Source organism: Brumimicrobium mesophilum, from assembly GCF_003025005.1.
In the GTDB taxonomy this organism is placed as follows: Bacteria; Bacteroidota; Bacteroidia; order Flavobacteriales_D; family Crocinitomicaceae; genus Brumimicrobium; species Brumimicrobium mesophilum.
Genome location: NZ_PVSS01000002.1, coordinates 135292 through 159354, shown reverse-complemented (window position 1 = coordinate 159354; position 24063 = coordinate 135292). Strand labels below are relative to the sequence as shown.

Sequence of the window (24063 nt, the reverse complement as noted above, 5' to 3'; positions counted from 1 at the left end):
AAATTATTATAAAATGATAAAAGTATATTCAGTATTAGCAGTATTATTAATGAGTTTAATGACTTTCGCTCAATCTCCACAACACGTTAAACAAACAGACAGTGAGCAGGTCAATTTTTGGGAATCACCTACAGCAATGATTATTGGTGGAGCTTTAATATTAATTTTAATCATCGCCAGAACTTGGTCAAAAAGAGTTCATAAAAAACGCGATGATGTGATTAATAAGAAGGAGGAAGAATGATTTTTAATGTTTAACGGCTTGCATTAATAATCAATTTTCCAAAGAGGATGTACCGTCTATTTATGTCAGATAATTAAAGCTGTTGAGTGAATAAAATTATATGAAAGAAAAATCTGTAATTGTTATAAGTTGCGTGATTTCAGCTTTATTCATTCTATTGACTGGTTGGTTATCATTTTATCATACTGGATCAAACTTGTCCGAATTCTTATTTGTATTTCACGTTATACCTTATGGATTAGCGTATGCCGGTGACGCATCTATTTTTATTCTCTTGTATTATATCTTTTTTTTCATTGGATTTGCTATCTTTCTTAGTCCTTTCGTTTTAATATATGCAAAGAGTAAAAAAAAGAAAAGATTCTTCATTTTAATGTTGAGTTCAATAGTGCTGTTAACATTGTTTATTAGCTATTTTTAATAATTTTCTACCTTAGAATGAGAACTAAATATTACTTTATTTTCGAATACCAACAAAAAAATATCATTCGCTAAACAATATGGACATGAATCATAACATCAAAACAGACCGTCTTAATCTAAATATGGTTCAATCATCTGATGCTGAGAAATTGTTGACGCTTAGAACTCACCCGGTAGTCACAAAATATATAAAACGAAATCTGAACATTACCTTAGAAGATATTGACAGGTCAATAGTAAGATGGCGAAAAGAAAACTATTTGTATTTAATATCTACAATTGATAATAATGAATTTGCTGGCACAATTACGATTTGGAACATTGATAGAGTTAACAAGCAGGCAGAATTGGGTTATGAGTTATTACCGGAATTTCAGAATAAAGGAATAATGTCGAATGCTATTAGTGCGGTTCTCAAATATGCTTTCACGGATTTAGAATTTGAATTAATAGAAGCTTGTACACATAAAGAAAATCTGAACTCTAGAAAACTATTGGAAAAAAATGGGTTCTATTTGCTGAAAGATAGAGTTGATGAAGATAATTTGAATAATGTAATTTATGAGATTCGAAAAATGTAATTTGTGAATCTTATATTATTTCATTGTTGCAACAAGAGAATAAACCATTGGGATTTTGTTGTCTAAATGTTTAATTCTATACTTGTTGGGCGCTATTTCCACAGTTTTATTGAAACAATTATATGGGGAATAATCAATTTCTTCTAAAGCCTTCATTTCAAGTCCATTTTTTATTAGACTGGTAATTACTTCCGCCAAACCATGATTCCACATGACATATTCTTGAGATATGTTTGCTTTTTTATCTGCGTAGGTTCCATTTTCTGTTTCAATGATGGCTCCTGAGTTAGAATAAGTATATGCGATCTTTTCGAAATTATCATCAAACATCCAAACTACAGGATGGAATTCAACAAAAACAAATTTACCTTTAGGTTTTAAAAATTTGGATATAACCTTAGCCCATTTATTCAAATCTGGTAACCAACCAATTGTTCCATAACTTGTGTAAACAATATCAAATTGCTTGTCCAAATGATTCGGTAAATCATAAATATCATAGCAAATAAATTGAGCGTTTGATTTCGTTTCTTTCGCAATTCGTTTTGCATTTTCTATTGCTTTGTCAGATAAATCCACTCCAATAACATCCGCTCCAAGTCTACCCAAAGAAATTGAATCTTGACCAAAATGACATTGTAAATGAAGAATTGTTTTTCCTTTTACGTCACCTAGCAAATTCAATTCAATGCTATTCAAAGAAGTGTTTCCTTTCATAAAACCTTCCATGTCATAGAATTCTGAGTTTAAATGGGAATCAGTTCTGTTGTTCCAAGATTCTCGATTGATTTCTTTGTAATTTTCTTCAGGATTCATAATTGAGTTTTATTAAAATAGAGAAGCCTTATAATGTTGAAAGTTAATGTTTATTCTTCAATTTGTCTTCACCTTCTTTCGACGGACCTTCAAAACCTATTCTTTACTGGTCCAACATTTTTCATGTCTTATCGGCATCATGCTAACTGCAACGATTAAAGAATTTTGAATTCTCAAATATATCATATAAAGTAAATTCTTAACCTTTAGCATTTAATGGTTTTGTAAATACGAATTTTTTGAATTGAATTTAATCTTTGCACTCAATTAGCTAGCTAATTTTTCTTGGCAGGTAGATTTGGATCTAATTCAAAATAGGATGCCCTAGGGTCGGTTATATTTTTCATTCGAATTAGAGTACGTGAAATCCGAATTCCTTCAACTGTAACAATGGTTTTCACGGGGAGTAAGCCTGCTTCAAAGATGATTTCATTAAAGGAAATGTCCTTAAAATTCTTATATAATGATGCGTCAACTTTTAAAGAGTCATTGATAAAATGGAACTCTTGAATTATGCCATTCGTATCAGACGGATTTTTTGAATAATAGATTAACGAAAAACCATTCAAGGTTTCCTTTCGGGAAGTTGAATCGAGATCGAACTCATTAATAGATGCATCATGATAGAAAATTGTATCCATATTTTTCCATTTTGCACAATTGATATGTTTGTTGGCATTATAGAAGTTATACTCCATACCCATTTTACCAGAGCCATAATAATTCATTCGAATATTTCCACGACTGTCATAAATTACTGCAGTACTGTCACCATATTTTTGTAAAAGGTAGTTTTTTACATTTTCATTCTTCGATTCATCCAAAATTTCAACCTGCTGTTCATAAGTTAACAATCGTGCAATTTTGGGTTCTGTTTTTTTAGAACAAGCAGAAAAACATAATAGTGTGAGTATAGCAATGAATGTGAAGATTAAGTAGTTATTGATTTTCATGTAAGTTAAATATTTCAACATTTTGTATGCTAATGTACAAAAAACAATTGATCACATTTTTTAACCTAGCCTGTTTTATAATAATCAAACTATTCTAACTTTTTATCATTTGTTTCTTAAATTTGATTTCTATTTAAAACAAACAATAAATGTTAGATTTTCAAAATAATACATTAAATGTTGATGATTTACCGCAGTTTGAAACGGTTGATGGTCATTTTATTGCTACTCAATACCTCAAATTATTGCGCTTGATCTATATTTTTTGGTTTGTCGTTTTATCCTGTGGAATTATCTTTTTGCACATCTTTAAAAACCCACCTTTTCCTACTGTTTACTTATTGACAGGTGTTTTAGTTCTCTTATTTTCTCTTGTATTGATTGAAATTGAAAAAGGGTTTAAAAGAAGAAAATATGGAATAAGAGAAAAGGATATCCTTTTTCAACGAGGATTTTTTGTTTTTAAACAAACCATTGTACCCTATAAAAGAATTCAGCATGTGGAACTTCGTCAAAATCTAATTTTCAAAGCGTTTAAAATTTTTAGTTTAAAAATCTATACCGCTGGTTCATCAACTGGAGATTTAAGTATAAAAGGATTGAATCAAATAGAAGCCGATAAAATTAAAGCTCAAATTCTAAAAGTAGCAGACCTTGATGAAAACTGATTTTTCTATTCCTAGACGTCAAAACCTAAGAGGTATCCTTGTAGTATTTTTCATGGATCTTTTTAAAAGCTTAAGACAGAATTTTTATGTTTTATTGCCATTGTTGAGCAGCAAAGTAAGAGAGAATTACCTCGGGACGGTCGTTATTGTTGTCATAGTTTTGCTAATTCTACAATTACTTTATTCCTATAAAAGTTATTTGAATTTTAAGTTTCATGTTCAGAATCAACGCTTTTTCTTAAAACAAGGTGTTTTTAATTCAACTGACACGGATATTCCTTTCGATCGGATACAGAACATAAACATCAATCAGAATCTTATTCAAAAAGTTTTAAATGTTGTAGGATTAGAGATTGAAACCGCTGGACAAAAGGCTGCGGAAATTAAAATAAAAGCGCTTACTGAAGAAGTTGCAATTGAGTTGAAGGAGGTTTTGCTGAAGAAGTCAACTGGTGACCAGTTTATTGCTGAAGGTTTTGTTGAGAATAGTGATGTCTTAGAAAATGATCCTTCAGCATCTCCAATTCCACAGAAATCAAAAGTTTTATTCAAACTTGATTTTATTCAATTATTGAAGGTTGGTATAAGTTCAAATTATTTTAAAGGTTTTGGACTGGTTCTGCTTATTATAAGTACTCTTTTTCAATACCTTCAGGATGTTTTTAAGAATTTGTTTGATGTAGATTTCGATGAGATGTATTTAAGTCAAATCCAAGGAACTTTCGCGTTTATTCTAAGCCTTATCGTCCTTTTGCTGGCAGCGACATTTGTTGTTACTGTAGGAAGAACTGTTTTTAAATATTTCGATTTAAAAGTCACGAAAGTGGATCATGAATATGAAGTGGAGCATGGACTTTTGAAACGTGTTATTCAGGTAATTAAGAAAAACAAAGCTCAAGTTTTTGAAATTGAAGAGAATCCTATAAAAAATCTTTTTAATATCAGAAACGTATTTATTAGTCAAGCTTCATCTCAAGATTTGAATAATAAAAAGAAGATTGGTGTTATCGGCATCACGGATCAAAATATGAAGATTCTTTTCAATTCAATTTTTGATTTATCATATCCTCAAACCTTTATAAAAATTAATAGTAGCATGCGTTTGATAATTAGAATGATGGTAGCCAATATCATTATTTCTGCCTCAATTGGGATAGCTGTGTATTATTTACAAGGATTGATTTTAAGTCTAATTGTTTCTATTTTTATGATGATTATTTTAATTTTCATCTCCTTTAGTAAAGTGAAAAAGAGTCATGTTGGAGTGAATGAAGATTTAATAGAAATTCAATCGGGTTCAATTCATACGAACAGAAAGTATATTGCTGTTCATAAGATACAATCCATCGCTATCGAAAGAAATGTTTTTCAACAGAGAAATGAGCATGCAGATTTAGTAATTTATACTGCTTCAGGTAAAGAACGCATCAATTATTTGAAATATGAAGAAGTATTAAAGGTTTCTAATTATCTGAATTTCAAGGTTGAAAATAGTGGATTGGGCTGGATTTAGATTTCTTTATGGAATAGAGGAGTTAACTTAAAAGTGAATTCTACTTCTTGGAGATGAAATTTATATTCACTCCAATTCTGTATTCGGATAAATCTGTGAAGGAATTATTATTAACATTTATGCTATAGCCTAAGCATAGATTAACTATCCCAAATAAGGAAAAATTGATTTCTGGTGTGATTCTCAGGTCAGTTTCACCTTCTCTATAATTGCTGGCTAAATTCACACCAAGACCTAAGATTCCGGAATGATTAAGTAGGAATTTCAAACGTGGACTAAAAATAGGTGAATCAGCTAAAATAACATCCGTGTAAATACCCATTGAAAAGTTAGGTTTTGATTTGTGACCGAGATTTTTTCCAATTATACCACCAATTCCAAATCCAAAAGCTCCTTGATTAAAAACTTCAGCACTAAAGCCCTGGTCATATTCTAAATATTCTTTTGTCTGGGATTCTTCTTGAGAAGTGCCATTAAAGTTGATGAAAAGTAGGATTAAGCATAATAGAATAGTGTTTTTCATGGGAGTAATATATCGTAAATAGTATTTTAATCGAATATGTGAATTGCCTAAAAATTTAGTCAAGAATCTACAACAAATATAGAATTAAATCCAAGACATACTACATTTTATCAATCACCGTAGTACTTATTTGATTTCCCTATAAATTCTATTTTTTAATTTTCGGCACCATACCATTTGCAATTAGTGCAATAATTCCAATGGTAATACCGATAAACCCTACAATGAATCCATTTCCTTGTTCAGTTAATCTTAGCGTTATTCCAATAATAATTAAAATTGTTGCGACTATATAAATTGCAGTTAACCACTTTCTATTTAATTTCATAAGTTCTAATTTTTGGTTAAAAATAGTTTCCTTAAATATAGTGGTTTTCACGTGGATTTGACGGTTGAATAATTAAAGAAATATCTAATAAACCTTAAATTATTATTCCTCCAGTAAATCAATCAGGCTTTTTCTATCAAAAGGATTGTCAATATTTTGTTCAATATCATATCTTAAAGCTTCAAGTTCAACATTTATTGCAGCTATGTTTTGAAGAGAAATTTTAGGATTCTCTTTTATGAATTGAAGTGATTTTATTAAAACAAACAATACGGAGTTATCACATTTCGAGTATAATCGAATGGGTTGAATGACTAACCTCATGATTTCTTCAGTTGTTATTATATAATCGGTTATGACTAATTTATTATTGGCTGAAATTTTTGTGGTTTTCGCTGGGAATTCAAGAAACTTATTCAGTAATTGACCAATTTTATTGATTGAATTTATTGCTGTTCCGGGATCGTTTATTCCAGGAGACATAGCTTTAACTGCAATTTCCATCAGTTTTATCATACCTGTTACATTTTTATCAGATTCATGACGGTCAGAAGAAATATCAAAGCAGAAAAGAATGTTTTCCAAATCTTCTTCTGAAATAAATTCTCTAATTTTTAAAACTGGAGTGTCTTCCCATATGTGTTGATTCACATAAGGAAGTATGATGAAATGATTTTCTTTGTTTTTTATCGAATCCTTCATTAAAGAAATATCAAAATTTCTATAATAGCCTGTTCTATTAATGTTGATTGTAGTCCAATCTTCTGAATTAACAGTGTTTATTTCAACATTATCCTCTTTATGTTCTGAAATTTCCTTCTTGAGATATTTCTCTGTTGTGAAATAGATTTTATCAATGATATTGTGAATTTGTATGGCAACTGAAATACTATTAATAAAATAGACAAACAGTGCTATGCATACCAAGCTAGCTATTGCAGAAATCATAGTAGATAAACTAATAGATTCAGAATCTGCTCCGTAAGCACCTAATGCAGTAAGAATAATGATACAGAATAGCAATGTTCCAATATAAAAACCTAAGATTATTTGATGTCTTTTATTCGAAATTAAATTAGGTAATAATCGAGGTGAAAAGTTGGAAGAAGCTTGATTAAGAACGACCATAACCATTGAAAAGCTAAAAACGGTAAGGGATAAAATTCCACCAATAATAGTAGAAAGAATTGATCTAGCCGTTTCATAATCTTCTATGAATAAAAATGGAAGATTTTTTTTAACGTTGGTTACTATTTCAATATTCTCAATTTTAATACTAATCAATGCTAAAATAAGAAAGGCTAAACTTATTAATATAGGGTAGAAGGCAATACTTTGTACAATATCGTGATAATTTTTCTTTAGAAATTTCAATGTTTTCTTGAACATATATTTGTAATTGTTTGATTTTTAAAACTATATCTATCTAGTGAAAAGTGATAATCCAATAAATGTATTCATTCCGTCTGTAAACTAATGATTTTATATGGCTTTTTAGGAAATAGATATTGAATAATAATGTAGTGCAACTTTTAATGTACTGCACTTTAACGGATTTATAATAAGTTTCTTATAGACTTTTATTTGGCTAATAAAATCAATCTAAATTATTTATTCTCCAGGTAAAACATAGTTATAAACTGAATAAAAATGACAGAAACTGCCTCCTAAAACGAATAAGTGAAAAATCGCGTGATTGAATTTTATTTTCTTGATGCTGTATATTATTGCACCTATTGTATAGAAGAAACCACCAGCGAATAGCCAAAATAATCCTTCAGAAGATAAACTTTCAACCAATGGTTTAACGGCGAAAATAATGACCCAACCCATCAAAATATACATAATAGTAGAAAGGATTTTATATCTCCCTGTAAAAAAGAGCTTCAAGGTAATTCCAATTAAGGCCATTCCCCAAATCACGCTAAAAACTAACCAACCAACACTCCCTTCTAGGGTTATTAAAGTAAATGGAGTATAAGTACCAGCTATGAGGACAAATATCGCCGCATGGTCAAAAATTTTCAATTTAATCCTTAACTCTATTGTTTTAGCATTGTGATACATTGTTGATGCAGCGTACAAGACAATTAAACTTGCACCAAAAATTGAAACACTAACCGTTGCCAAAATACCACCATAAAACGATGCTTTTAGAATTAATAATATAACAGCAACAAAACTTAATATAAATCCAAATGCATGGGTAATCACATTTAATTTTTCTTCTTTAGGAGAATAACTGTTCATATAAAAAGTTTTAGAGTAAGTATACATTAAAATCAAAATTCAGTTGATGACAATGAAAAATGAACAACTATTATGAATTTAAGTTTTACGAAATTACAAATTTGTTTCATATGGCGACTTCATGTATTTTATAAAAAGAAAATTGTGCTAAGTATTACAATTTAAACATGCAAATACTTTACAATTTCTCTATCTTTGTAATGTGGGCAATCATATTTTTCTTTCGAAGTTAAGCTTGATTAATTTTAAAAATTATAAGCAGGCCGATGTATCGCTTTCACCCGATATTAATTGTTTTATTGGACCAAATGGCGCAGGTAAAACCAATATTTTAGACGCTATTTATTATTTAAGTATGTGTAAATCCTACTTAAATCCAATTGATAGTCAAAATATCTTATTTGATGAATCATTTTTTGTTATTCAGAGTATTTGGAATAAAGATGATGTTCAAGAATCTGTTTATTGTGGGGTAAAAAAAGGCCAAAAGAAGGTTTTTAAGAAAAACAAAGTGACTTATGAAAAGTTAGCTGATCATATTGGGCTTTTTCCTGCAGTAATGATTTCGCCATATGATAGAAACTTAATACTCGAAGGAAGTGAAGTCAGAAGAAAATGGATGGATGGAATAATTGCACAATTTGATAGAGATTTTCTTCAGGATTTGATCAAGTATGGTAAGGTTTTAGCCCAAAGAAACGCTTTGTTGAAAAACATGGGGAGCTATGGTTTTTTTGACCAAGAAAGTATCAGTGTTTGGGATGAACAATTGGTGGCTTGTGGAAAAAGCATTCATGTTGCAAGAAAGAAAATTGTTGAAGAATTTATTCCAATATTTCAAAAATACTATCAATGGCTTTCTGATAATAGGGAAGAGGTGAGTTTAGAATACCGGTCTCAATTATTCGATCATTCTTTCGAAGAGTTGTTGGAAGGTGCTAAACGCAACGATCAGAGAAAGCAATATACAACTGTTGGAACCCACAAGGATGATTTTATTTTTACGATTAAAGGACACCCAATTAAAAAATTTGGTTCTCAAGGTCAACAGAAATCCTACTTAATAGCTTTAAGATTAGCACAATATGAGTGGTTGTTGTCTCGATTAAATCGGAAGCCAATACTTTTGTTGGATGATATTTTCGATAAGTTAGACAATGGAAGAGTTGAGCGATTAATGCAAATGGTCAATGATCAAGATTTTGGTCAAGTTTTGATTACAGACACTGATAAAGAACGAATTGCATCTATTTTTGAAAACAATCAAATTGATTATAAAGCATTTCAGATTGAAGGAAATTCAATTGTAGAAAGTGAAGTTAAAACTACTGTATGAGTGATAAAGAACGCAATCAAAAGGACCAAGGAATAGATAAAATCATTGATAAAATGATGAAAGCTTGGGGTTTAGAAGGAAAGATGAAGGAAATGGACATCATCAATGCTTGGCCAGAAATGATGGGGCAAGGAATTGCCAATCGAACAGAGAAGATTTATATCAGAAATAAAGTGCTACACATAAAATTGAATTCATCAGTTATGCGTGATGAATTGCATTATGGAAGAAGTGTGATTATTCAAAGAGTAAATCAATTTGCTGGTTCTGAAGTAATCAATGACATTTGGTTCGAGTAAATTATCTTTTCACAACTACTTAAATTCTTAAACAAACAATAAATGCGATCCAAAATCAATTTAAAGTCTGAGTTGATCAAGTCGGCACTCGTGCTTTCTTCCGGAACGGTTTTGGCGCAAGGAATAAGTTATTTACTGACTCCGTTTATCACACGTTTGTATTCACCGGAAGATTTTGGTGAATTTGGAATTATCATGAGAATTGTTGCCTTTCTATCTGTTATTGGGGCAGCGAGATATGAATATGCCATTCCATTACCTAAAAAAAATGAGCACGCTTTTCACATATATCGCCTTTCACTTAGAATTTTAATATGGACTGTGGGTCTAACGTTATTGGCGGGTGGAATTTTTTGGTTGTTCAAAGCAGATGCAGATAATTTGCTTTTTTACATTGTTCTCATAAGCGCAATTAGTGGTTTTACTGTTTTTATGAGTATTGGCCGACATTGGGCTATTCGAATGAAATGGTTCAAAAACATTACTATTTCTACTTTGTTAACTTCAGCAACTTCCAATACTGCAAAATTACTCGCAGGATTAGCAGGTTTAGGTGTAGTTGGTTTAGCTGTCTCTACATTGCTCGGACTGATAGTAGGAAGTTTAGTTTATGTTTTCGACGCTTTTGGAATTTATAAAATAAATAATAAAAATTCAAATTTAAGAAGGGCAGTTGTAGCCAGGCAATTTAAAGAATTTCCTAAGGTTAATCTTCCACATTCTTTAATTGATGCAAGTAGGGAATTACTTATTGCTTTCTTCCTAACTCTATATTTAAGTACCGCACTTTTTGGTTCTTATGATCATTCATTCAGAATGCTAAAAATTCCACTTTTATTGATTGGAGTGGCAGTTGGACAAGTGTTATATAACCGTATATCAGCTGACTTTTCACAAAAAAAAGTGATTTATCCTATTTTAAAGCGTTCCGTGATTCTTTTGACTTTGATAGGAATAGTCCCATTTTCAATAATTTACATTTGGGGAGATTCAATTTTTGCATTTGTATTTGGTGAGGAGTGGAGACTATCAGGTGAGATTGCTGCAGCTCTTGCGCCGTGGTTAATGGCTAATTTTGTTGCTTCTTCAATTTCTATGGTTCCAAACATTATCGGTAAATTAAAATGGTTCTTTTGGGTTGGTAATTTGATTACTGCAATTCAATTATCTTGCTTTGCATTATTTCCAGATATTATGGAATGGTTCGAGCTTTCTGAAATCGAAATGTTTGAAATCATTTCTTGGATAATGTTTGTCCTTTTTTGGGGAAGTACGATTTGGATGTTGAAGATTGTGAAAACTTTGGATTTGAAAATTTAAAACTTTTCAATGAAATCGGAGGTTTTTTGATTTTTTGAAAGGAAAGAATATCCTGAATAATAATTATATATTTCTAAATATTCGACTATAAAGTTCAAGTATAATCTTCTTTTCATCTTCAGAATAAATCATGTCCTGCCAACTTAAAGGTCGATTTTCCTCATTCCATTTGAATTGTTCAACGCGTTCTTCTTTTTTATCGATATCAGAAATAGGGTAAACCAACCCATCAGGACTATCTCTATAAGTTGCTGTTTCTATATCTCCATCCACAAATCTCAAAGTAATATTTGACGAGAAAATACGATTCATTCCTTGTCGATTGACAACTATGGCAGTGTCACTTTCATCTTCATCTTCTAAAAAATAAAGTGTTTTAGCGTTTCCTTCAATGTCAACTCTACGAATTTGAGTACTATCAAAGTACGCATTCAGCAAGGTTCCAGCAACCTGATTATAATAATTCGTTGAATCAACTGGAGTAGCTACCAAACCATTTTTCCGTAAAAATGCACGATGTATTCGGTTATCTTTTTCATAAATGGTAATCGTATCGCTTGTTAATTGAGCATTTTGGGCCCACAAAGTAGGATTTGTGAACATGTTCATTTCCCCAATGGTTTTATCATAAATCAATGAATCACATATTCCTTGCATATCACCACGGAATAGTTTTACCTTTTTATGAGCTTGCATTAACATTGGTTTTCCCAAAGAATCGGAATAATTGTACAATGTGTCTGCATGAATATAAAGTGTGTCTTTCTCTTCAAATCTTTTTGCAAGCGCATGACCGGTGATAAAAGCAAATTTATTTCGTTCGTCATTGATTGCATAATCTCCTTGAAAACCAATTTTGTTCGTGGTATCGGTTATCAATACGTTCTTTTTTGCAATATATAAACTGTCCTTTGAAGAGTAGAACAAACTATCGGCTCCAATATTTAAGTTTTCATTTTCAATTGAAGCATTATTTTCTAATACTCCTTCATCTTCATTCAAGTCATACCAACCTTTTTCGCAATACATTTTTATATCTTGATTGGTGATATAAGTTGGTCCAAAGAAATAAGCTTTCTTAGAATTTGCATTAAACTGTAAAGTGTCGGATTTTACTGTAAAATCATTGCTGGTATAAACTACGTTTTTTCTAAAATTGAACTGTTTTGAATTGGGATAGAAGTAGCCGATATCACTGCTTAATTGGTCACTTGACGAAATACTGGTGATCACACCTTTGTTTTTGTAAATTCCAACATTATTCTTTAAATCATAATCCATTGAATCTGTTGTGAGCTTATATTCGTTGTCACGTATTCTCACATTGCCATAGAGTTTGGCATAATCCTTTTTGGTATCAAAGAACAAGGAATCGCAAAACATATTTAAGGTGTCTTCCTTGTTGAGATGAATGTTTCCAAATGCTCGAACGGTATTGTGCACCAGGTTGTAATAAGCTGAATCGCAGTAGAGTTTAGTTTCTTCTTTTTTGAAAACTACATTTCCTTTAACAATATAGTTTCCCGTTTTCCCATCAATTTTGATGTCTTCAGATCCTTCTAATAATTCAATATATTCTTGACAAAAGGAAGATCCCATTGACAAAAAAATTGCGCTCCCAATGAGAAGCGCAATTTGTAATATGTTGAATTTTGTTTTCAATTATTTTCTATTGTTCAAAGTTTGGCTTCGATCTGGACCGACAGAAACAGTTGTAATTGGAACTTCTAATTCTTTTTCCAAGTATGCAACATATTCCTTCAATTCTTTCGGAGCATCTGCAAAAGATGTCAATTTTGTTGTATCAGTATTCCATCCTTTGAAAGATTCATATACTGGTTCAATCTCGATATCTGTAATATCAAACGGAAGATAATCAACTTTCTTGCCATCAATGATATAATGCGTACAAACTTTAATTTCTTCGAAATCATCCAAAACATCAGATTTCATCATAGAAAGTTCAGAAGCACCATTAATCATGATTGCGTATTTCAATGCTGGTAAGTCAATCCAACCACAACGTCTTGGTCTTCCTGTTGTTGCACCAAATTCTCCACCTGCTTTACGGATTTCTTCGCCAACTTCATCAAATAACTCAGTAGGGAAAGGTCCAGAACCAACTCGTGTACAATATGCCTTAAAAATTCCGATTACGTCACCGATTTTCGTTGGAGCAACACCTAAACCAGTACAAGTACCAGCAGTTATCGTGTTTGAAGATGTTACAAACGGGTAACTACCAAAATCGATATCCAATAAGGTTCCTTGTGCACCTTCAGCCAAGATAGATTTTCCTTCTTTCATTGCTTGGTTGATGTAGTGCTCACTATCAATCGTAGTCAATGATCTCAAAAGTTCAATTCCTTCAAAGAAAGCAGCTTCTAACTCCTCAACGTTGTATTCAAAACCTTCGTAATGATCTAGCATTCCTTTGTGTTTCGCTACAAGATTGTCATATTTTTCTCTAAAAGAAGCAGTTGCTATATCTCCAACTCTGATTCCATTACGACCAGTTTTGTCCATATAAGTTGGACCAATTCCTTTTAATGTTGAACCAATTTTAGATTTCCCTTTGGCTTGCTCAGAAGCAGCATCCAGTAAACGGTGCGTTGGTAAAATTAAGTGAGCTTTATTTGAAATCAATAAAGTCTCTTTAATTGGTAAGTTGAATTTAGCTAAATTTTCAATTTCTTTTTGAAAAATAACTGGATCAATTACCACCCCATTTCCAACGATGTTTAAAGTGTCTTTTCTAAAAATTCCTGAAGGAATTGTGTGTAAAACATGCTTAATTCCGTCAAATTCTAAGGTGTGACCAGCGTTTGGTCCTCCTTGAAATCGAGCAATGATGTCATACTTGGGAGTCAAAACATCGACTATTTTCCCTTTTCCTTCATCACCCCATTGTAATCCTAATAATACGTCTACTTTACTCATGCCTCTGGTGCATTTAATTGGTTAATGGCAGTTTGTTTATCTGCCGAAATATTAAAAACTGTATTTAACTTAGATATTTTAAAAATTTCGCTAACTGATTTGTTAGGCTGAACAAGAATTAATTCTCCTCCTTTATTTCTTATATGTGTAAAAATTCGCAATATTAAATTCAAACCACTACTGTTGATTTGTTTTAATTCTTTTAAGTCAATTATGAATTTCCTTTTTCCATCTTCCAATTCAAAATCTACCATTTCTAGCGTTTCATCCACTTTGTTTTTCGTCAGAATGGTCCCTGAAAAATCAAGGATACATACTGTAGATTGTATATCTAATTGGATAGAAAAGCTCACTATTTAAGATTTATCGGTTGAATTTTTAGCTGCATCTTCATCTCTCACTCCATAAAAATATAGGGAGTGATGGTTGATTTTTACACCTAGTACTTCTTCAATAGTTGATTTAATATTTTGAATGCGTGGGTCACAAAATTCAATTAATTCTCCGGTATCTGTTAATACCAAATGGTCATGTTGTTTAAATCCATGAGATTTTTCAAATTGAGCAATGTTTTTCCCGAATTGATGTTTACGAACAAGGTTACAAGCCAATAGCAAATCAATAGTATTATACAAAGTAGCGCGTGATACGCGATAATTTTTGTTTTTCATTTTAATATAAAGAGACTCTATATCAAAATGACCTTCGTAATTGTATATTTCTTCAAGTATAGCAAAACGTTCAGGTGTTTTTCTGTGTCCGTTTTTTTCTAAATAAGCCGAAAAAATATTCTTAACTGTTTCTTGTACGCTTTCCATGCATTCAATTCCTTAAAAGGCAAAAATAAGGAAAAAGTAAGACTGTTCCATTGTTTTCGATAGATTTATAAATAAGTTATGCACAGAGAAAATTGTATTCTTTAATTTCTGGTTAAAAGAATAAGAAATTTACAATAATTCAGTTTCTTTACTTTTATTAGAAATGTAAAACTTAACCGTTATGGTTAAATTTATTCCATTGCTAATCTTTTCTCGTACTCCTTTTGTTTAATTCGTCTTGCAATTCTCTACGCACTTTTTGTTCACGCTCTAATGATCGTTTTCTGTGATTGTCTAATTCAAGTTGGGTCTCGGTAAGTTTTTCTTTTGCTAATTTTGTGCTCTTCTGACCTTTTTTAAATACAAAGAACATAACTAGAGAAATTATTAATAAAACGAGGATAATGCTTAACATTATCGTTGTAAAAGTAGATTTTTGAGTAGAAATACCCATAAAATCAATATTATCAACTTTTGATTGGGTCTCTTTTAATTCAGCGTTCAAAGATTCAATTTCTTGATGACTGCTATCGATATCACTCTTTTGTTCCTGGATTTTTTTAGATGATTCTAAAATTTCTGATTCAAAAACTATTATTGAATCTTGAATGTTTTTTTGAAGAGATTTCAGTTTTGATTTCTCAATAACTTTGTAAGCTTGATAATCATTAGAACTTTCAATTAAATCTTGGAATTGTGCTTCAATAGTATTGATTTTGTCTTCATCTTGACTTATGCCGTTAAAACTAATACCAATGAATAAGGCTGCTAAAAATATTATGTTTTTGTTCATTTTGGAAATTTGTCGCAAAATAGCTGTTTTAACGATTCAATTTAAAAATAAGATACAAAATTATATAAAAGTGTAGGTTATTGAAATGTTTAAAAGATTTTTACCCTGAAAAATAACAAAAATTTGAATTTCTTCATTATTTCTACATAAGCAATTTAGATTTAATCTCTAAGCTTCTTGACTGTGAAGTTTGAAACTAATGATTTCAGGCGACATACCAATTCTTCCTGGAAAACCAAGGAAACCAAAACCTTTACTAACGAATAAATGCTGTTCATTTTCAGTGTATAGACCAAGCCATCTTTTGTATCGATACTTTACTGGACTCCATTGCCAGCCTGGAATATCAACTCCTACTTGAGATCCGTGTGTATGACCACTTAAGGTTAGGTCGAATTGTTTCGGATGTTTTCTAATTATATTTTCCCAATGGTCAGGGTCATGACTCATCAAAATATTGAATCTTTCATCTGAAGTCGATTGAGTGGCTAAATCAATATCTCCATATTTCGGAAATGGTCCTTGTCCCCAATTTTCAACACCTATTATATCAATGGTGTCCGTCCCATTATTGATTTGAATATTTTCATTTCTTAAAAGCTGAAAACCTGTTTCTTTAAATATAGCATATAGATCATCTAAATTGGTTTGTCTGTCTTCAAGCTTATCAAATTGGATATAATCACCATAGTCATGATTTCCTAAAATTGCAAATTTCCCATATTTAGCGGATAAATTTTTAAGGGCATCTATATAAGGTAACATTTCTGTGGAGCGATTATTTACTAAATCTCCAGTAAACATGATAATATCTGGCTTGGCCTCATTAATTAATGATAATCCTTCCTCAACGGCTGCTTTATCATCAAAACTACCAGCGTGAAAGTCAGAGAATTGGACAACCTTTAGTCCATCAAAAGATGCTGGTAGTCTTTTCATGGATAAGTCTAATCTCTTTACATGAAAATTGTATTTCCCTTTGGTCACGGCATATATGGATCCTAAAACGGGAATGGCAGCGACTCCTAATGAAATATTCCTAACAAAATTTCTTCTACTCGGAAAATGCTTTGATTTATCTTTTCTAGAAAATAATTTATTCTTAATATATAATATAGCTCTTACAAAATCTTCCGTAAATAAAAAAGCGGCAGCAATTAGTTTAGCAATAAAGAACCCCAATGAGATTCCGAAGAATATATTGATGAATTGATTGGCGTTGTAAATTCCTAAAGAACCGCGATACAAATTAATAGTGAATCCAGTTAAAAACAAAACTGAAGAGAAAGGTATTAACCATTTCAATACTTTAAAATACCTTGTGTTGACTGTTCTTTTAAATGCTTTCCAAATATAAATATCAAGAACCAAAAAAATGGTTAAGATTATAGAAAAGAACATTATATAGCGATAACTCATATTTAGGAATTGAATAAGAACTTAATAACACTTTAAAATTAAGAAAGTTCTTAATTGAATGTTATTTGTCATCTTCGGTGTAATCTTCTTCAATTTCTTGCGTAATATCATCCCATCTTTCAACACGCTGAATACCTTCAGTCATTTCAAATTTCTCAATCAATTCATCCAAGTGATATTTATCCATTACTAAGACTTGAATTTTACCTTCAAATATTCCGTCTTTTGATTCGAAACTGATTGATCGCATGTTTACATTGTGTTGGTAGGAAACAATTTGAGTAATTTTGTTTACTATTCCAATGTCATCAATTCCAATTAATCTCAATTTTGCAAGGTGTTCTTTAACAGCTTGATTTTTCCACTGAGCAGAAATACATCTGTAATTCATTTTCCCCATTAAGTTTTCAGCATTCGGACAATCATTTCGATGAATTTTTATTCCACTACTCACAGTAATAAATCCAAAAACGCTATCACCAGGTAAAGGATTACAACATTTGGCAAAATCGTAATCTATATCTTTAAAGTCATCCCCAATCACTAAGGTATCTTTCTTTCCATCGATACGTTTAGAAATATCCGTTGCTTTTTTAACTTTATTCGTCTTAACTTCTTTTTCAACTTGCAGGTTTCCTCCAATATTTTTAATTTTTCGGAGTTTCGATAAGTCAACTTTACCCTTAGCAATTCGAATATATAATTCCGTCGCAGCAGCTACATTATAGTATTTCTCTAAAATGGAAATGTTTTCACTTGTAAATCGAATGTTATGTTGCTTGAATTTTCGGTCAAGAATTTCCTTACCATCATCAGCAATTTTATTTCGTTCTTCGTTTAATGCAGCCTTTATTTTTTGCTTTGCACGACCAGTAACAGCAAATTTTAACCATTCTTCATTAGGTCGTTGCTTGCTAGAAGTTATAATTTCAACCTGATGTCCACTTTTTAATTGATGACTTAACGGAACAAGTTTTTTATTCACTTTCGCACCAATACAGGTCAATCCGATATCAGTATGAATGTCAAAAGCAAAATCTAAGGTTGTTGCGCCAGTTGGAAGTACACGCAATTCTCCATTTGGAGTAAATACATAGATTTCATCATTGAATAAATTCAGTTTGAATTCATCTACGAAATCCATAGCGTCTTCAGAGTGGTTGCCAATTAATTCGCGAATTTCTCCAATCCAACGATCAAATTTGTTTTCACCACTTTTAGACTCTTTGTAATTATAGTGTGCAGCTAGACCTTTTTCAGCGATTTGATCCATCCTTTCAGAACGAATTTGAACTTCAACCCATTTTCCTTGGGGACTCATCACAGTTGTATGCAATGATTCATAACCATTTGCTCTAGGAGTGGAAACCCAATCTCTAAGTCGGTCTGGATTTGGCTGATAAAAATCTGTAACAATACTGTAAACTCTCCAACAATCAGGTTTTTCTAATTCTTCAGGAGTATCCAAAATAATTCTAATCGCAAAAAGATCAAAAACTTCCTCAAAAGGAATTTCTTTGTTTTTCATTTTACGATAAATAGAAGCGATAGATTTAGTTCTTGCTTTTAAATCAAAAACATAACCTTCATTAGATAATGCTTCTTTAATAGGGTGTGTAAATCGCCTAATAAATCTTTGTCGAACAGCGTGTGTTGATTTCAATTTACTGCTAATTTCACGATATGCCTGAGGATTCATGTAACGCAGACACAAGTCTTCTAGTTCACTCTTTATGGTGTAAAGTCCTAAACGATGGGCGAGTGGTGCATACAAGAAATTTGTTTCCGATGCAATTTTTAGTTGTTTGTCAGGACGCATACTATCCAAAGTACGCATGTTGTGTAAACGATCTGCTAATTTTATTAAAACAACCCTTAAATCATCTGAGATTGTAAGAATCATTTTTCTAAAATTCTCAGCTTGAATTGAAATATTTTCATCAAATACTTCAGGAATCTTAGTTAAACCATCGATTACCTTTCGAACGGTTTCTCCAAAAGATTCTTCAATATCCTCTAAAGTAATGTAGGTGTCTTCCACAGTATCGTGGAGTAATGCTGCAATAATGGCTGTTGTTCCCAACTCCATTTCCTCAGCACAAATTTTAGCAACGGCAATCGGGTGATAAATATATGGTTCACCCGATTTGCGTCGCATATCTTTATGAGCTTCAACAGCTACGTCAAATGCTTTACGAATTTGCTTCGTTTCTTCTCGTGTTCTATCATTTTTAGTAACACGTAACAAACTTCTGAACGCATTTAGAATTTCTTTGCGTTCTTTTTCTAAATCAATTTCCGGCTTATTTTCCACTCAATTCCTGTATAATAATTATTCTGCTGGTAATACTTTTGTAGAAACTTCTCCAAAACCTATTCTTACCCCATTGGCATTACAATGACCACGCATTACTACAGTGTCATTGTCATTGATAAACTTTCTTTCTGATCCATCCTTCATTTTGATTGGCTTTGTACCTCTCCATGATAGTTCTAGCATCGAACCAAAAGAACTTGGTTCATCTCCTGAAATTGTTCCAGAAGCCATCATATCACCACATCGAATGTTACATCCGTTTACAGTATGATGTGCCAATTGCTGCGCCATATTCCAATACATGTATTTGTAGTTTGATTTAGAAACTACAGTTTCTTCGCTGTTTTCAGGTATAATTCCAACCTCTAAATCAATATCATAATGGAAATCTCCTTTGTACTCTAAATAGGAAAGTACTTTTGGATCTTGAACCGGACCTTTTGTTTTAAATGGCTCCAAAGCATCCATTGTTACTATCCAAGGAGAGATTGAAGATGCAAAATTTTTCGCTAGGAAAGGTCCTAATGGAATATATTCCCATTTTTGGATATCACGAGCTGACCAATCATTCATGATACACATACCGAAAATATAATCGTTTGCTTCTTCAGTTGTAATATTTTCACCTAATGGTTTTCCATCAAATGTTACAAATGCCATCTCTAATTCAAAATCCAATAGTTTCGAAGGTCCAAAAATTGGGTCTTGATCATCGTTTGGTCTTGTTTGACCTTTTGGACGCTTAATCATTTGATCACTTGGAATAATTGAACTTGCTCTACCGTGGTATCCTACTGGAATCCATAACCAGTTAGGTAAAAGTGCATTTGCTGGATCTCTAAATAAAGTTCCAACATTTGTAGCATGTCCTCTAGAAGAATAAAAATCTGTATAGTCTCCAACTTGAACAGGCATTAACATTTCCACTTGTTCAACATCAATTAAAACTTGCTCTACATGATGATTGTTGTTTGATAAATCTTTGTTCTCTATATTGAATAACTTTGACAAACGATTTCTTAAGTCTGTGGTAGCTTCTTTACCTTTTTTCATTATTGTGTTAAGCGCATCAGATTTAAAATCAGATTGTTCGAAAGGTAAATTCTTAAAGTAACCTAAGACATATAGTGCAGAAAGGTCAATTACTTTGTCACCAATTCTACTTCCAACAGAAGGTTTATTATTTTCTGTTTTGAATATTCCAAAAGGCAAGTTTTGAATTGGGAAATCTGAATTTTTATCTACTTCAATCCACGATTTTAATGACGGGTCGTTTGCTTTAATCATTTTATATTTTGCTTTGATATTGTTTCAAGCAAAAATACTAAAGTCTTTTGACTCATCAAAGCAGAGACGGAAGTGTTTTGAGCGGAATAGGAAGTTAATTTGAATTAAGAGAAAATAAGTTGATTTAAATTGTATAGTGCTGAATTCTTAGCAAGGATATTCGAATCTAAAACGTGAAAACATGAAAAAAAAAGAGTAACCGATTGCTCAATTACTCTTTTCAATAGTTTTAATAAACTCTAATATTTAAATAGCGGATAACCTGACATGATTTGTTTAACTTCTGCAATTACTTCTTTGGTAACTGATTCGTTATTCATGTTTGTCATAACCTTATCCATTAATTCTACAATTTTAGGAATATCATTTTCTTTTAGACCTCTTGTTGTGATAGCAGGTGTTCCAATACGAATTCCAGAGGTCACAAACGGTGATTCTGTATCAAAAGGAACCATGTTTTTATTTACTGTGATATGAGCATCATTCAAGGCGATTTCAGCATCTTTTCCTGTGATGCCTTTTGAACGCAAATCAATCAACATGCTATGATTGTCTGTTCCTTCTGAGATAATCTTATATCCTAATTTTACAAATTCTGAAGCCATTACTTTAGCGTTTTTCGCTACTTGTTTTTGGTAATCAGTGAATTTTGGGTCCAAAGCTTCACCAAATGCAACTGCTTTAGCAGCAATTACATGTTCTAGTGGTCCACCTTGTGTTCCTGGGAAAACTGCAGCGTCTAACAAGGATGCCATTGATCTTAAGTTACCATTGTTCCAACGGATACCAAAAGGATTGTCAAAATTCTTTCCTAACATAATAATTCCTCCACGAGGACCGCGCAGTGTTTTATGAGTAGTTGAAGTAATAATGTGGCAATGCTCCATTGGATTAGCCAATTGGTTAGTCGCAATTAATCCAGCAGGGTGGGAGATATCAGCTAAAATTAATGCACCAATTTTATCTGCTACTTTACGAATTCTTGCATAATCCCAATCTCTACTGTAGGCAGAAGCGCCAACAATAATCATTTTAGGTTTTACTTCTTCTGCTTTTTTCTCTAAAGCATCATAATCAATACGACCGGTTTCTTTGTCAACACCATAGAAATGCGGATTATATAGTTTACCTGAAAAATTTACGGATGAACCATGAGTTAAATGACCACCATGAGATAAGTCAAAACCAAGAATATTATCACCTGGTTTTAAACACGCCAACATTACAGCAGCATTAGCTTGAGAACCTGAATGTGGCTGGACATTTGCCCATTCGGCACCAAAGAGTTTGCATATTCTGTCGATCGCCAGTTGCTCAACTTGATCAACAACTTCACAACCTCCGTAATATCTTTTACCGGGAAGACCTTCAGCATATTTGTTTGTTAACACAGAACCCATCGCTTCCATTACTTCGTCACTCACAAAATTCTCTGAGGCAATTAATTCAATTCCATTGATTTGACGTTCTTTCTCAAGCCCAATTAGATTAAAGATCTCCTTATCTCTTTTCATTCTTATTTTTTTTATTCAAATTATAAATAGTACTTAATTATCTATACATATGGAGTTTACAATTACTCCATTTAGTGTAATTCTTTTTGGAGGGTCAATATAATCAAATTTTAAGTCAGATATTGAAATAGCAGCTATTTCTTTATCTATTTACATTCAAACTAGAGTTGTTCTTATTTTGAACTTTCAAAAAATAGTGTGATGGTAATTTGAATTAATCAGCAAAGCTATTTATTCTGTCAAGTTGATGTGAGTAATATTTTTCATCTTCATTATAAATACCCTCATTTGTCAATGTGTCTATTCTGACTCTTCCGTGGGCATGAATTATTTGCTGATTAGGTAAAATAATTCCAACATGATGAATGTTTCCTGTTCTTTTAGATTTAAAAAAGGCTAAATCTCCAACTTTTTGTTGTTCAAATCCAACTTCTATTCCCTCAAGGTATTGTTGCGAAGCATCTCTTGGCAAATAATGGCCCAATTGATGAAAAACTGATTGAGTAAATCCAGAGCAATCTATTCCAAAATGAGTTCTTCCTCCCCATAAATATGGAGCATTAAGATAGCTTAGCGCCAATTCAGAAACAGTTTGGTTAGATTTCATGGGTAGATTATCCTTCCATGAAAACTCTAAATTATTAACTGTAAAACTCACTTCATTTGTTAAAATTGGAGACCCTTGTAAAATGTTTTGTATTCCCCATGGTGTATTTAACTCCAATAGAGCTTCTTGTTGATGTCTATTTTTATCTTGAAATAGGTGCAATTCGTGGTCCGTAATTTTCAATAATTGTTTATTGTCAACCCAACCTTCATAATTATCGTGGTAAATTTTAATTTTCACCCATTGATTGTGAATGTCTACTATTGATACGAGTTCTCCAAAGAGTAATTGAGTGACTATTTCAGAAGTATCATCATGTTGATCTCTTACGGGAATTACGGTTAGACAGCAAATTGCATTTAATCCAATATTCATTGTTTTTTAGGGAAATTTGGATGAGCCAATATGTTTTTTACTTGTTGAATATGTCTTTCATTGTGATAAATGACAAACATCAACGCATCTCCTAATCTAAGTCTTACAATCTTACTAATTGAAATAGGAATTTTAACTTTTTTCAAATTCACTTTTTCAGCATCTTTTAATATGTCTATAAGTTGAGTTTGATACTTTATAAAATTGTTTGTTGGGTCATGGTCCAATAGTTCTGGATTAATTGACGGATTCATGTTCTTAGGAGCGCGAAACTTTCTTTTGATATTGTTTAATCGGCCAAGTTTCATTGATTTCCAGGCACTTCTACCGAGTGGAGACGGCACGAAGTTTTCTTTTACGTTCAAGAACTTTGAGTTTTGGATTTTGTCAACAAAAATTTGATGATAATAAGAGGAGTAACTATTGAGATGAGATAGCACTTCTTGAATATTCCAACTGTCTTTTGAAGGCTTCCAATTCATTTGATTTTCACCCAGATGAGTACATTTCTTCGATATTAATGAAATATTCGATTCAGTAATATTCTTTAAATTTAATAACAAATCATCTGATAAAAATCCTTTCATAATTTTTCTCTTAATCGTTCCAAAAATAATACCATTTACTATAGTCTCCAATTAAATATTGGAGAATTTTGAATTTCCATTCAACTTATTTTTTGCAGTCTATATCATGATATTAAATCCATTTTATCTGCGAATAATTCTATTGTTGTTGT

The 24063-nt window shown here is 31.7% G+C and carries 24 protein-coding genes; 7 read left to right on the top strand and 17 right to left on the bottom strand.

The features are described 5' to 3' along the window. Nucleotides 1-13: 13 nt before the first annotated feature. A complete protein-coding gene (locus C6368_RS02430; RefSeq protein ID WP_107037589.1) occupies nucleotides 14-244 on the top strand; it encodes a hypothetical protein in 231 nt (76 codons plus the stop codon). Between the two features lie 506 nt (nucleotides 245-750). After that, the gene (locus C6368_RS02425) at nucleotides 751-1248 is read left to right on the top strand and encodes a GNAT family N-acetyltransferase (protein ID WP_159038390.1); all 498 of its coding nucleotides are present in this window, start codon (nucleotides 751-753) and stop codon (nucleotides 1246-1248) included. 15 nt (nucleotides 1249-1263) lie between these two features. Here C6368_RS02425 and C6368_RS02420 read toward each other — a convergent pair whose 3' ends face one another. Beyond that, the gene (locus C6368_RS02420; RefSeq protein ID WP_107037587.1) at nucleotides 1264-2064 is read right to left on the bottom strand and encodes a class I SAM-dependent methyltransferase; all 801 of its coding nucleotides are present in this window, start codon (nucleotides 2062-2064) and stop codon (nucleotides 1264-1266) included. 275 nt (nucleotides 2065-2339) lie between these two features. Beyond that, nucleotides 2340-3038 carry a hypothetical protein gene (locus C6368_RS02415; RefSeq protein WP_107037586.1) on the bottom strand — a complete coding sequence of 233 codons (699 nt, stop codon included), beginning with the start codon at nucleotides 3036-3038 and terminating at the stop codon, nucleotides 2340-2342. A 128-nt stretch (nucleotides 3039-3166) separates the two neighbouring features. Between C6368_RS02415 and C6368_RS02410 the strand changes: the two genes are divergently transcribed. Beyond that, nucleotides 3167-3685 carry a PH domain-containing protein gene (locus tag C6368_RS02410; RefSeq protein ID WP_107037585.1) on the top strand — a complete coding sequence of 173 codons (519 nt, stop codon included), beginning with the start codon at nucleotides 3167-3169 and terminating at the stop codon, nucleotides 3683-3685. Next, complete coding sequence (locus C6368_RS02405; RefSeq protein WP_107037584.1) at nucleotides 3675-5198, top strand: PH domain-containing protein; 1524 nt, start codon at nucleotides 3675-3677, stop codon at nucleotides 5196-5198. The genes C6368_RS02410 and C6368_RS02405 overlap by 11 nt, the downstream gene beginning before the upstream one ends. Before the next feature lie 40 nt (nucleotides 5199-5238). On the opposite strand, the gene C6368_RS02400 is transcribed toward C6368_RS02405, so the two are convergent. The 4 genes from C6368_RS02400 to trhA all read right to left on the bottom strand — a co-directional run bounded on the left by C6368_RS02400 (nucleotide 5239) and on the right by trhA (nucleotide 8299). Then, on the bottom strand, nucleotides 5239-5721 hold the full coding sequence (locus tag C6368_RS02400; RefSeq protein ID WP_107037583.1) for a hypothetical protein: 483 nt from the start codon (nucleotides 5719-5721) through the stop codon (nucleotides 5239-5241). A 148-nt stretch (nucleotides 5722-5869) separates the two neighbouring features. Next, the gene (locus C6368_RS02395; RefSeq protein WP_107037582.1) at nucleotides 5870-6049 is read right to left on the bottom strand and encodes a hypothetical protein; all 180 of its coding nucleotides are present in this window, start codon (nucleotides 6047-6049) and stop codon (nucleotides 5870-5872) included. A 102-nt stretch (nucleotides 6050-6151) separates the two neighbouring features. After that, the gene (locus tag C6368_RS02390; protein ID WP_107037581.1) at nucleotides 6152-7438 is read right to left on the bottom strand and encodes a DUF2254 domain-containing protein; all 1287 of its coding nucleotides are present in this window, start codon (nucleotides 7436-7438) and stop codon (nucleotides 6152-6154) included. A gap of 222 nt (nucleotides 7439-7660) precedes the next feature. Continuing rightward, nucleotides 7661-8299, bottom strand: a complete 639-nt coding sequence (gene trhA / locus C6368_RS02385; RefSeq protein ID WP_107037748.1) for a PAQR family membrane homeostasis protein TrhA — start codon at nucleotides 8297-8299, stop codon at nucleotides 7661-7663. Nucleotides 8300-8501: 202 nt separating this feature from the next. On the opposite strand from trhA, the gene recF reads away from it, so the two are divergent. The 3 genes from recF to C6368_RS02370 are packed head-to-tail and all read left to right on the top strand — an operon-like array spanning nucleotide 8502 to nucleotide 11254. Next, the gene (gene recF / locus C6368_RS02380) at nucleotides 8502-9635 is read left to right on the top strand and encodes a DNA replication/repair protein RecF (RefSeq protein ID WP_317045960.1); all 1134 of its coding nucleotides are present in this window, start codon (nucleotides 8502-8504) and stop codon (nucleotides 9633-9635) included. Then, nucleotides 9632-9934: a DUF721 domain-containing protein gene (locus tag C6368_RS02375; protein WP_107037580.1), complete on the top strand. Its 303-nt coding sequence runs from the start codon at nucleotides 9632-9634 to the stop codon at nucleotides 9932-9934. Before recF ends, C6368_RS02375 begins: the two co-directional genes overlap by 4 nt. 42 nt (nucleotides 9935-9976) lie before the next feature. After that, nucleotides 9977-11254 (top strand): lipopolysaccharide biosynthesis protein, encoded by a 1278-nt coding sequence (locus C6368_RS02370; RefSeq protein ID WP_107037579.1) that lies wholly within the window; start codon nucleotides 9977-9979, stop codon nucleotides 11252-11254. A 63-nt stretch (nucleotides 11255-11317) separates the two neighbouring features. Here the strand turns inward: C6368_RS02370 and C6368_RS02365 are convergent, their stop codons facing one another. From C6368_RS02365 to C6368_RS02315, 11 genes are all read right to left on the bottom strand, one after another. Further along, nucleotides 11318-12853, bottom strand: a complete 1536-nt coding sequence (locus tag C6368_RS02365) for an OstA-like protein (RefSeq protein WP_159038389.1) — start codon at nucleotides 12851-12853, stop codon at nucleotides 11318-11320. 63 nt (nucleotides 12854-12916) lie between these two features. Beyond that, a complete protein-coding gene (locus C6368_RS02360; RefSeq protein WP_107037577.1) occupies nucleotides 12917-14194 on the bottom strand; it encodes an adenylosuccinate synthase in 1278 nt (425 codons plus the stop codon). Further along, nucleotides 14191-14547: an STAS domain-containing protein gene (locus tag C6368_RS02355; RefSeq protein ID WP_159038388.1), complete on the bottom strand. Its 357-nt coding sequence runs from the start codon at nucleotides 14545-14547 to the stop codon at nucleotides 14191-14193. The genes C6368_RS02360 and C6368_RS02355 overlap by 4 nt, the downstream gene beginning before the upstream one ends. 3 nt (nucleotides 14548-14550) lie before the next feature. Beyond that, nucleotides 14551-15012 (bottom strand): Fur family transcriptional regulator, encoded by a 462-nt coding sequence (locus tag C6368_RS02350; protein WP_107037575.1) that lies wholly within the window; start codon nucleotides 15010-15012, stop codon nucleotides 14551-14553. 202 nt (nucleotides 15013-15214) lie between these two features. Further along, entirely contained in the window at nucleotides 15215-15805 is a 591-nt protein-coding gene (locus C6368_RS02345) for a coiled-coil domain-containing protein (RefSeq protein ID WP_107037574.1), read from the bottom strand. A gap of 168 nt (nucleotides 15806-15973) precedes the next feature. After that, nucleotides 15974-17224 (bottom strand): metallophosphoesterase, encoded by a 1251-nt coding sequence (locus tag C6368_RS02340; protein WP_107037573.1) that lies wholly within the window; start codon nucleotides 17222-17224, stop codon nucleotides 15974-15976. A gap of 61 nt (nucleotides 17225-17285) precedes the next feature. Then, nucleotides 17286-19538, bottom strand: coding sequence for a RelA/SpoT family protein (locus tag C6368_RS02335; protein ID WP_107037572.1), 2253 nt, complete (start codon nucleotides 19536-19538; stop codon nucleotides 17286-17288). Between the two features lie 18 nt (nucleotides 19539-19556). Then, the gene (fahA, locus tag C6368_RS02330; RefSeq protein WP_107037571.1) at nucleotides 19557-20828 is read right to left on the bottom strand and encodes a fumarylacetoacetase; all 1272 of its coding nucleotides are present in this window, start codon (nucleotides 20826-20828) and stop codon (nucleotides 19557-19559) included. A 239-nt stretch (nucleotides 20829-21067) separates the two neighbouring features. Continuing rightward, nucleotides 21068-22342, bottom strand: a complete 1275-nt coding sequence (gene glyA / locus C6368_RS02325) for a serine hydroxymethyltransferase (RefSeq protein ID WP_107037570.1) — start codon at nucleotides 22340-22342, stop codon at nucleotides 21068-21070. 214 nt (nucleotides 22343-22556) lie between these two features. Beyond that, complete coding sequence (locus C6368_RS02320) at nucleotides 22557-23324, bottom strand: C40 family peptidase (RefSeq protein ID WP_107037569.1); 768 nt, start codon at nucleotides 23322-23324, stop codon at nucleotides 22557-22559. Continuing rightward, a complete protein-coding gene (locus C6368_RS02315; protein WP_107037568.1) occupies nucleotides 23321-23911 on the bottom strand; it encodes a DinB family protein in 591 nt (196 codons plus the stop codon). Before C6368_RS02315 ends, C6368_RS02320 begins: the two co-directional genes overlap by 4 nt. Between the last annotated feature and the right edge of the window lie 152 nt (nucleotides 23912-24063).

Coding starts and splice junctions, on each gene's coding strand:
- C6368_RS02430 (WP_107037589.1), top strand. CDS start 14: ATGATAAAAGTATATTCAGTATTAGCAGTATTATTAATGAGTTTAATG.
- C6368_RS02425 (WP_159038390.1), top strand. CDS start 751: ATGAATCATAACATCAAAACAGACCGTCTTAATCTAAATATGGTTCAA.
- C6368_RS02420 (WP_107037587.1), bottom strand. CDS start 2,064: ATGAATCCTGAAGAAAATTACAAAGAAATCAATCGAGAATCTTGGAAC.
- C6368_RS02415 (WP_107037586.1), bottom strand. CDS start 3,038: ATGTTGAAATATTTAACTTACATGAAAATCAATAACTACTTAATCTTC.
- C6368_RS02410 (WP_107037585.1), top strand. CDS start 3,167: ATGTTAGATTTTCAAAATAATACATTAAATGTTGATGATTTACCGCAG.
- C6368_RS02405 (WP_107037584.1), top strand. CDS start 3,675: ATGAAAACTGATTTTTCTATTCCTAGACGTCAAAACCTAAGAGGTATC.
- C6368_RS02400 (WP_107037583.1), bottom strand. CDS start 5,721: ATGAAAAACACTATTCTATTATGCTTAATCCTACTTTTCATCAACTTT.
- C6368_RS02395 (WP_107037582.1), bottom strand. CDS start 6,049: ATGAAATTAAATAGAAAGTGGTTAACTGCAATTTATATAGTCGCAACA.
- C6368_RS02390 (WP_107037581.1), bottom strand. CDS start 7,438: ATGTTCAAGAAAACATTGAAATTTCTAAAGAAAAATTATCACGATATT.
- trhA (WP_107037748.1), bottom strand. CDS start 8,299: ATGAACAGTTATTCTCCTAAAGAAGAAAAATTAAATGTGATTACCCAT.
- C6368_RS02375 (WP_107037580.1), top strand. CDS start 9,632: ATGAGTGATAAAGAACGCAATCAAAAGGACCAAGGAATAGATAAAATC.
- C6368_RS02370 (WP_107037579.1), top strand. CDS start 9,977: ATGCGATCCAAAATCAATTTAAAGTCTGAGTTGATCAAGTCGGCACTC.
- C6368_RS02365 (WP_159038389.1), bottom strand. CDS start 12,853: ATGGGATCTTCCTTTTGTCAAGAATATATTGAATTATTAGAAGGATCT.
- C6368_RS02360 (WP_107037577.1), bottom strand. CDS start 14,194: ATGAGTAAAGTAGACGTATTATTAGGATTACAATGGGGTGATGAAGGA.
- C6368_RS02350 (WP_107037575.1), bottom strand. CDS start 15,012: ATGGAAAGCGTACAAGAAACAGTTAAGAATATTTTTTCGGCTTATTTA.
- C6368_RS02345 (WP_107037574.1), bottom strand. CDS start 15,805: ATGAACAAAAACATAATATTTTTAGCAGCCTTATTCATTGGTATTAGT.
- C6368_RS02340 (WP_107037573.1), bottom strand. CDS start 17,224: ATGAGTTATCGCTATATAATGTTCTTTTCTATAATCTTAACCATTTTT.
- fahA (WP_107037571.1), bottom strand. CDS start 20,828: ATGATTAAAGCAAACGACCCGTCATTAAAATCGTGGATTGAAGTAGAT.
- glyA (WP_107037570.1), bottom strand. CDS start 22,342: ATGAAAAGAGATAAGGAGATCTTTAATCTAATTGGGCTTGAGAAAGAA.
- C6368_RS02320 (WP_107037569.1), bottom strand. CDS start 23,324: ATGAATATTGGATTAAATGCAATTTGCTGTCTAACCGTAATTCCCGTA.
- C6368_RS02315 (WP_107037568.1), bottom strand. CDS start 23,911: ATGAAAGGATTTTTATCAGATGATTTGTTATTAAATTTAAAGAATATT.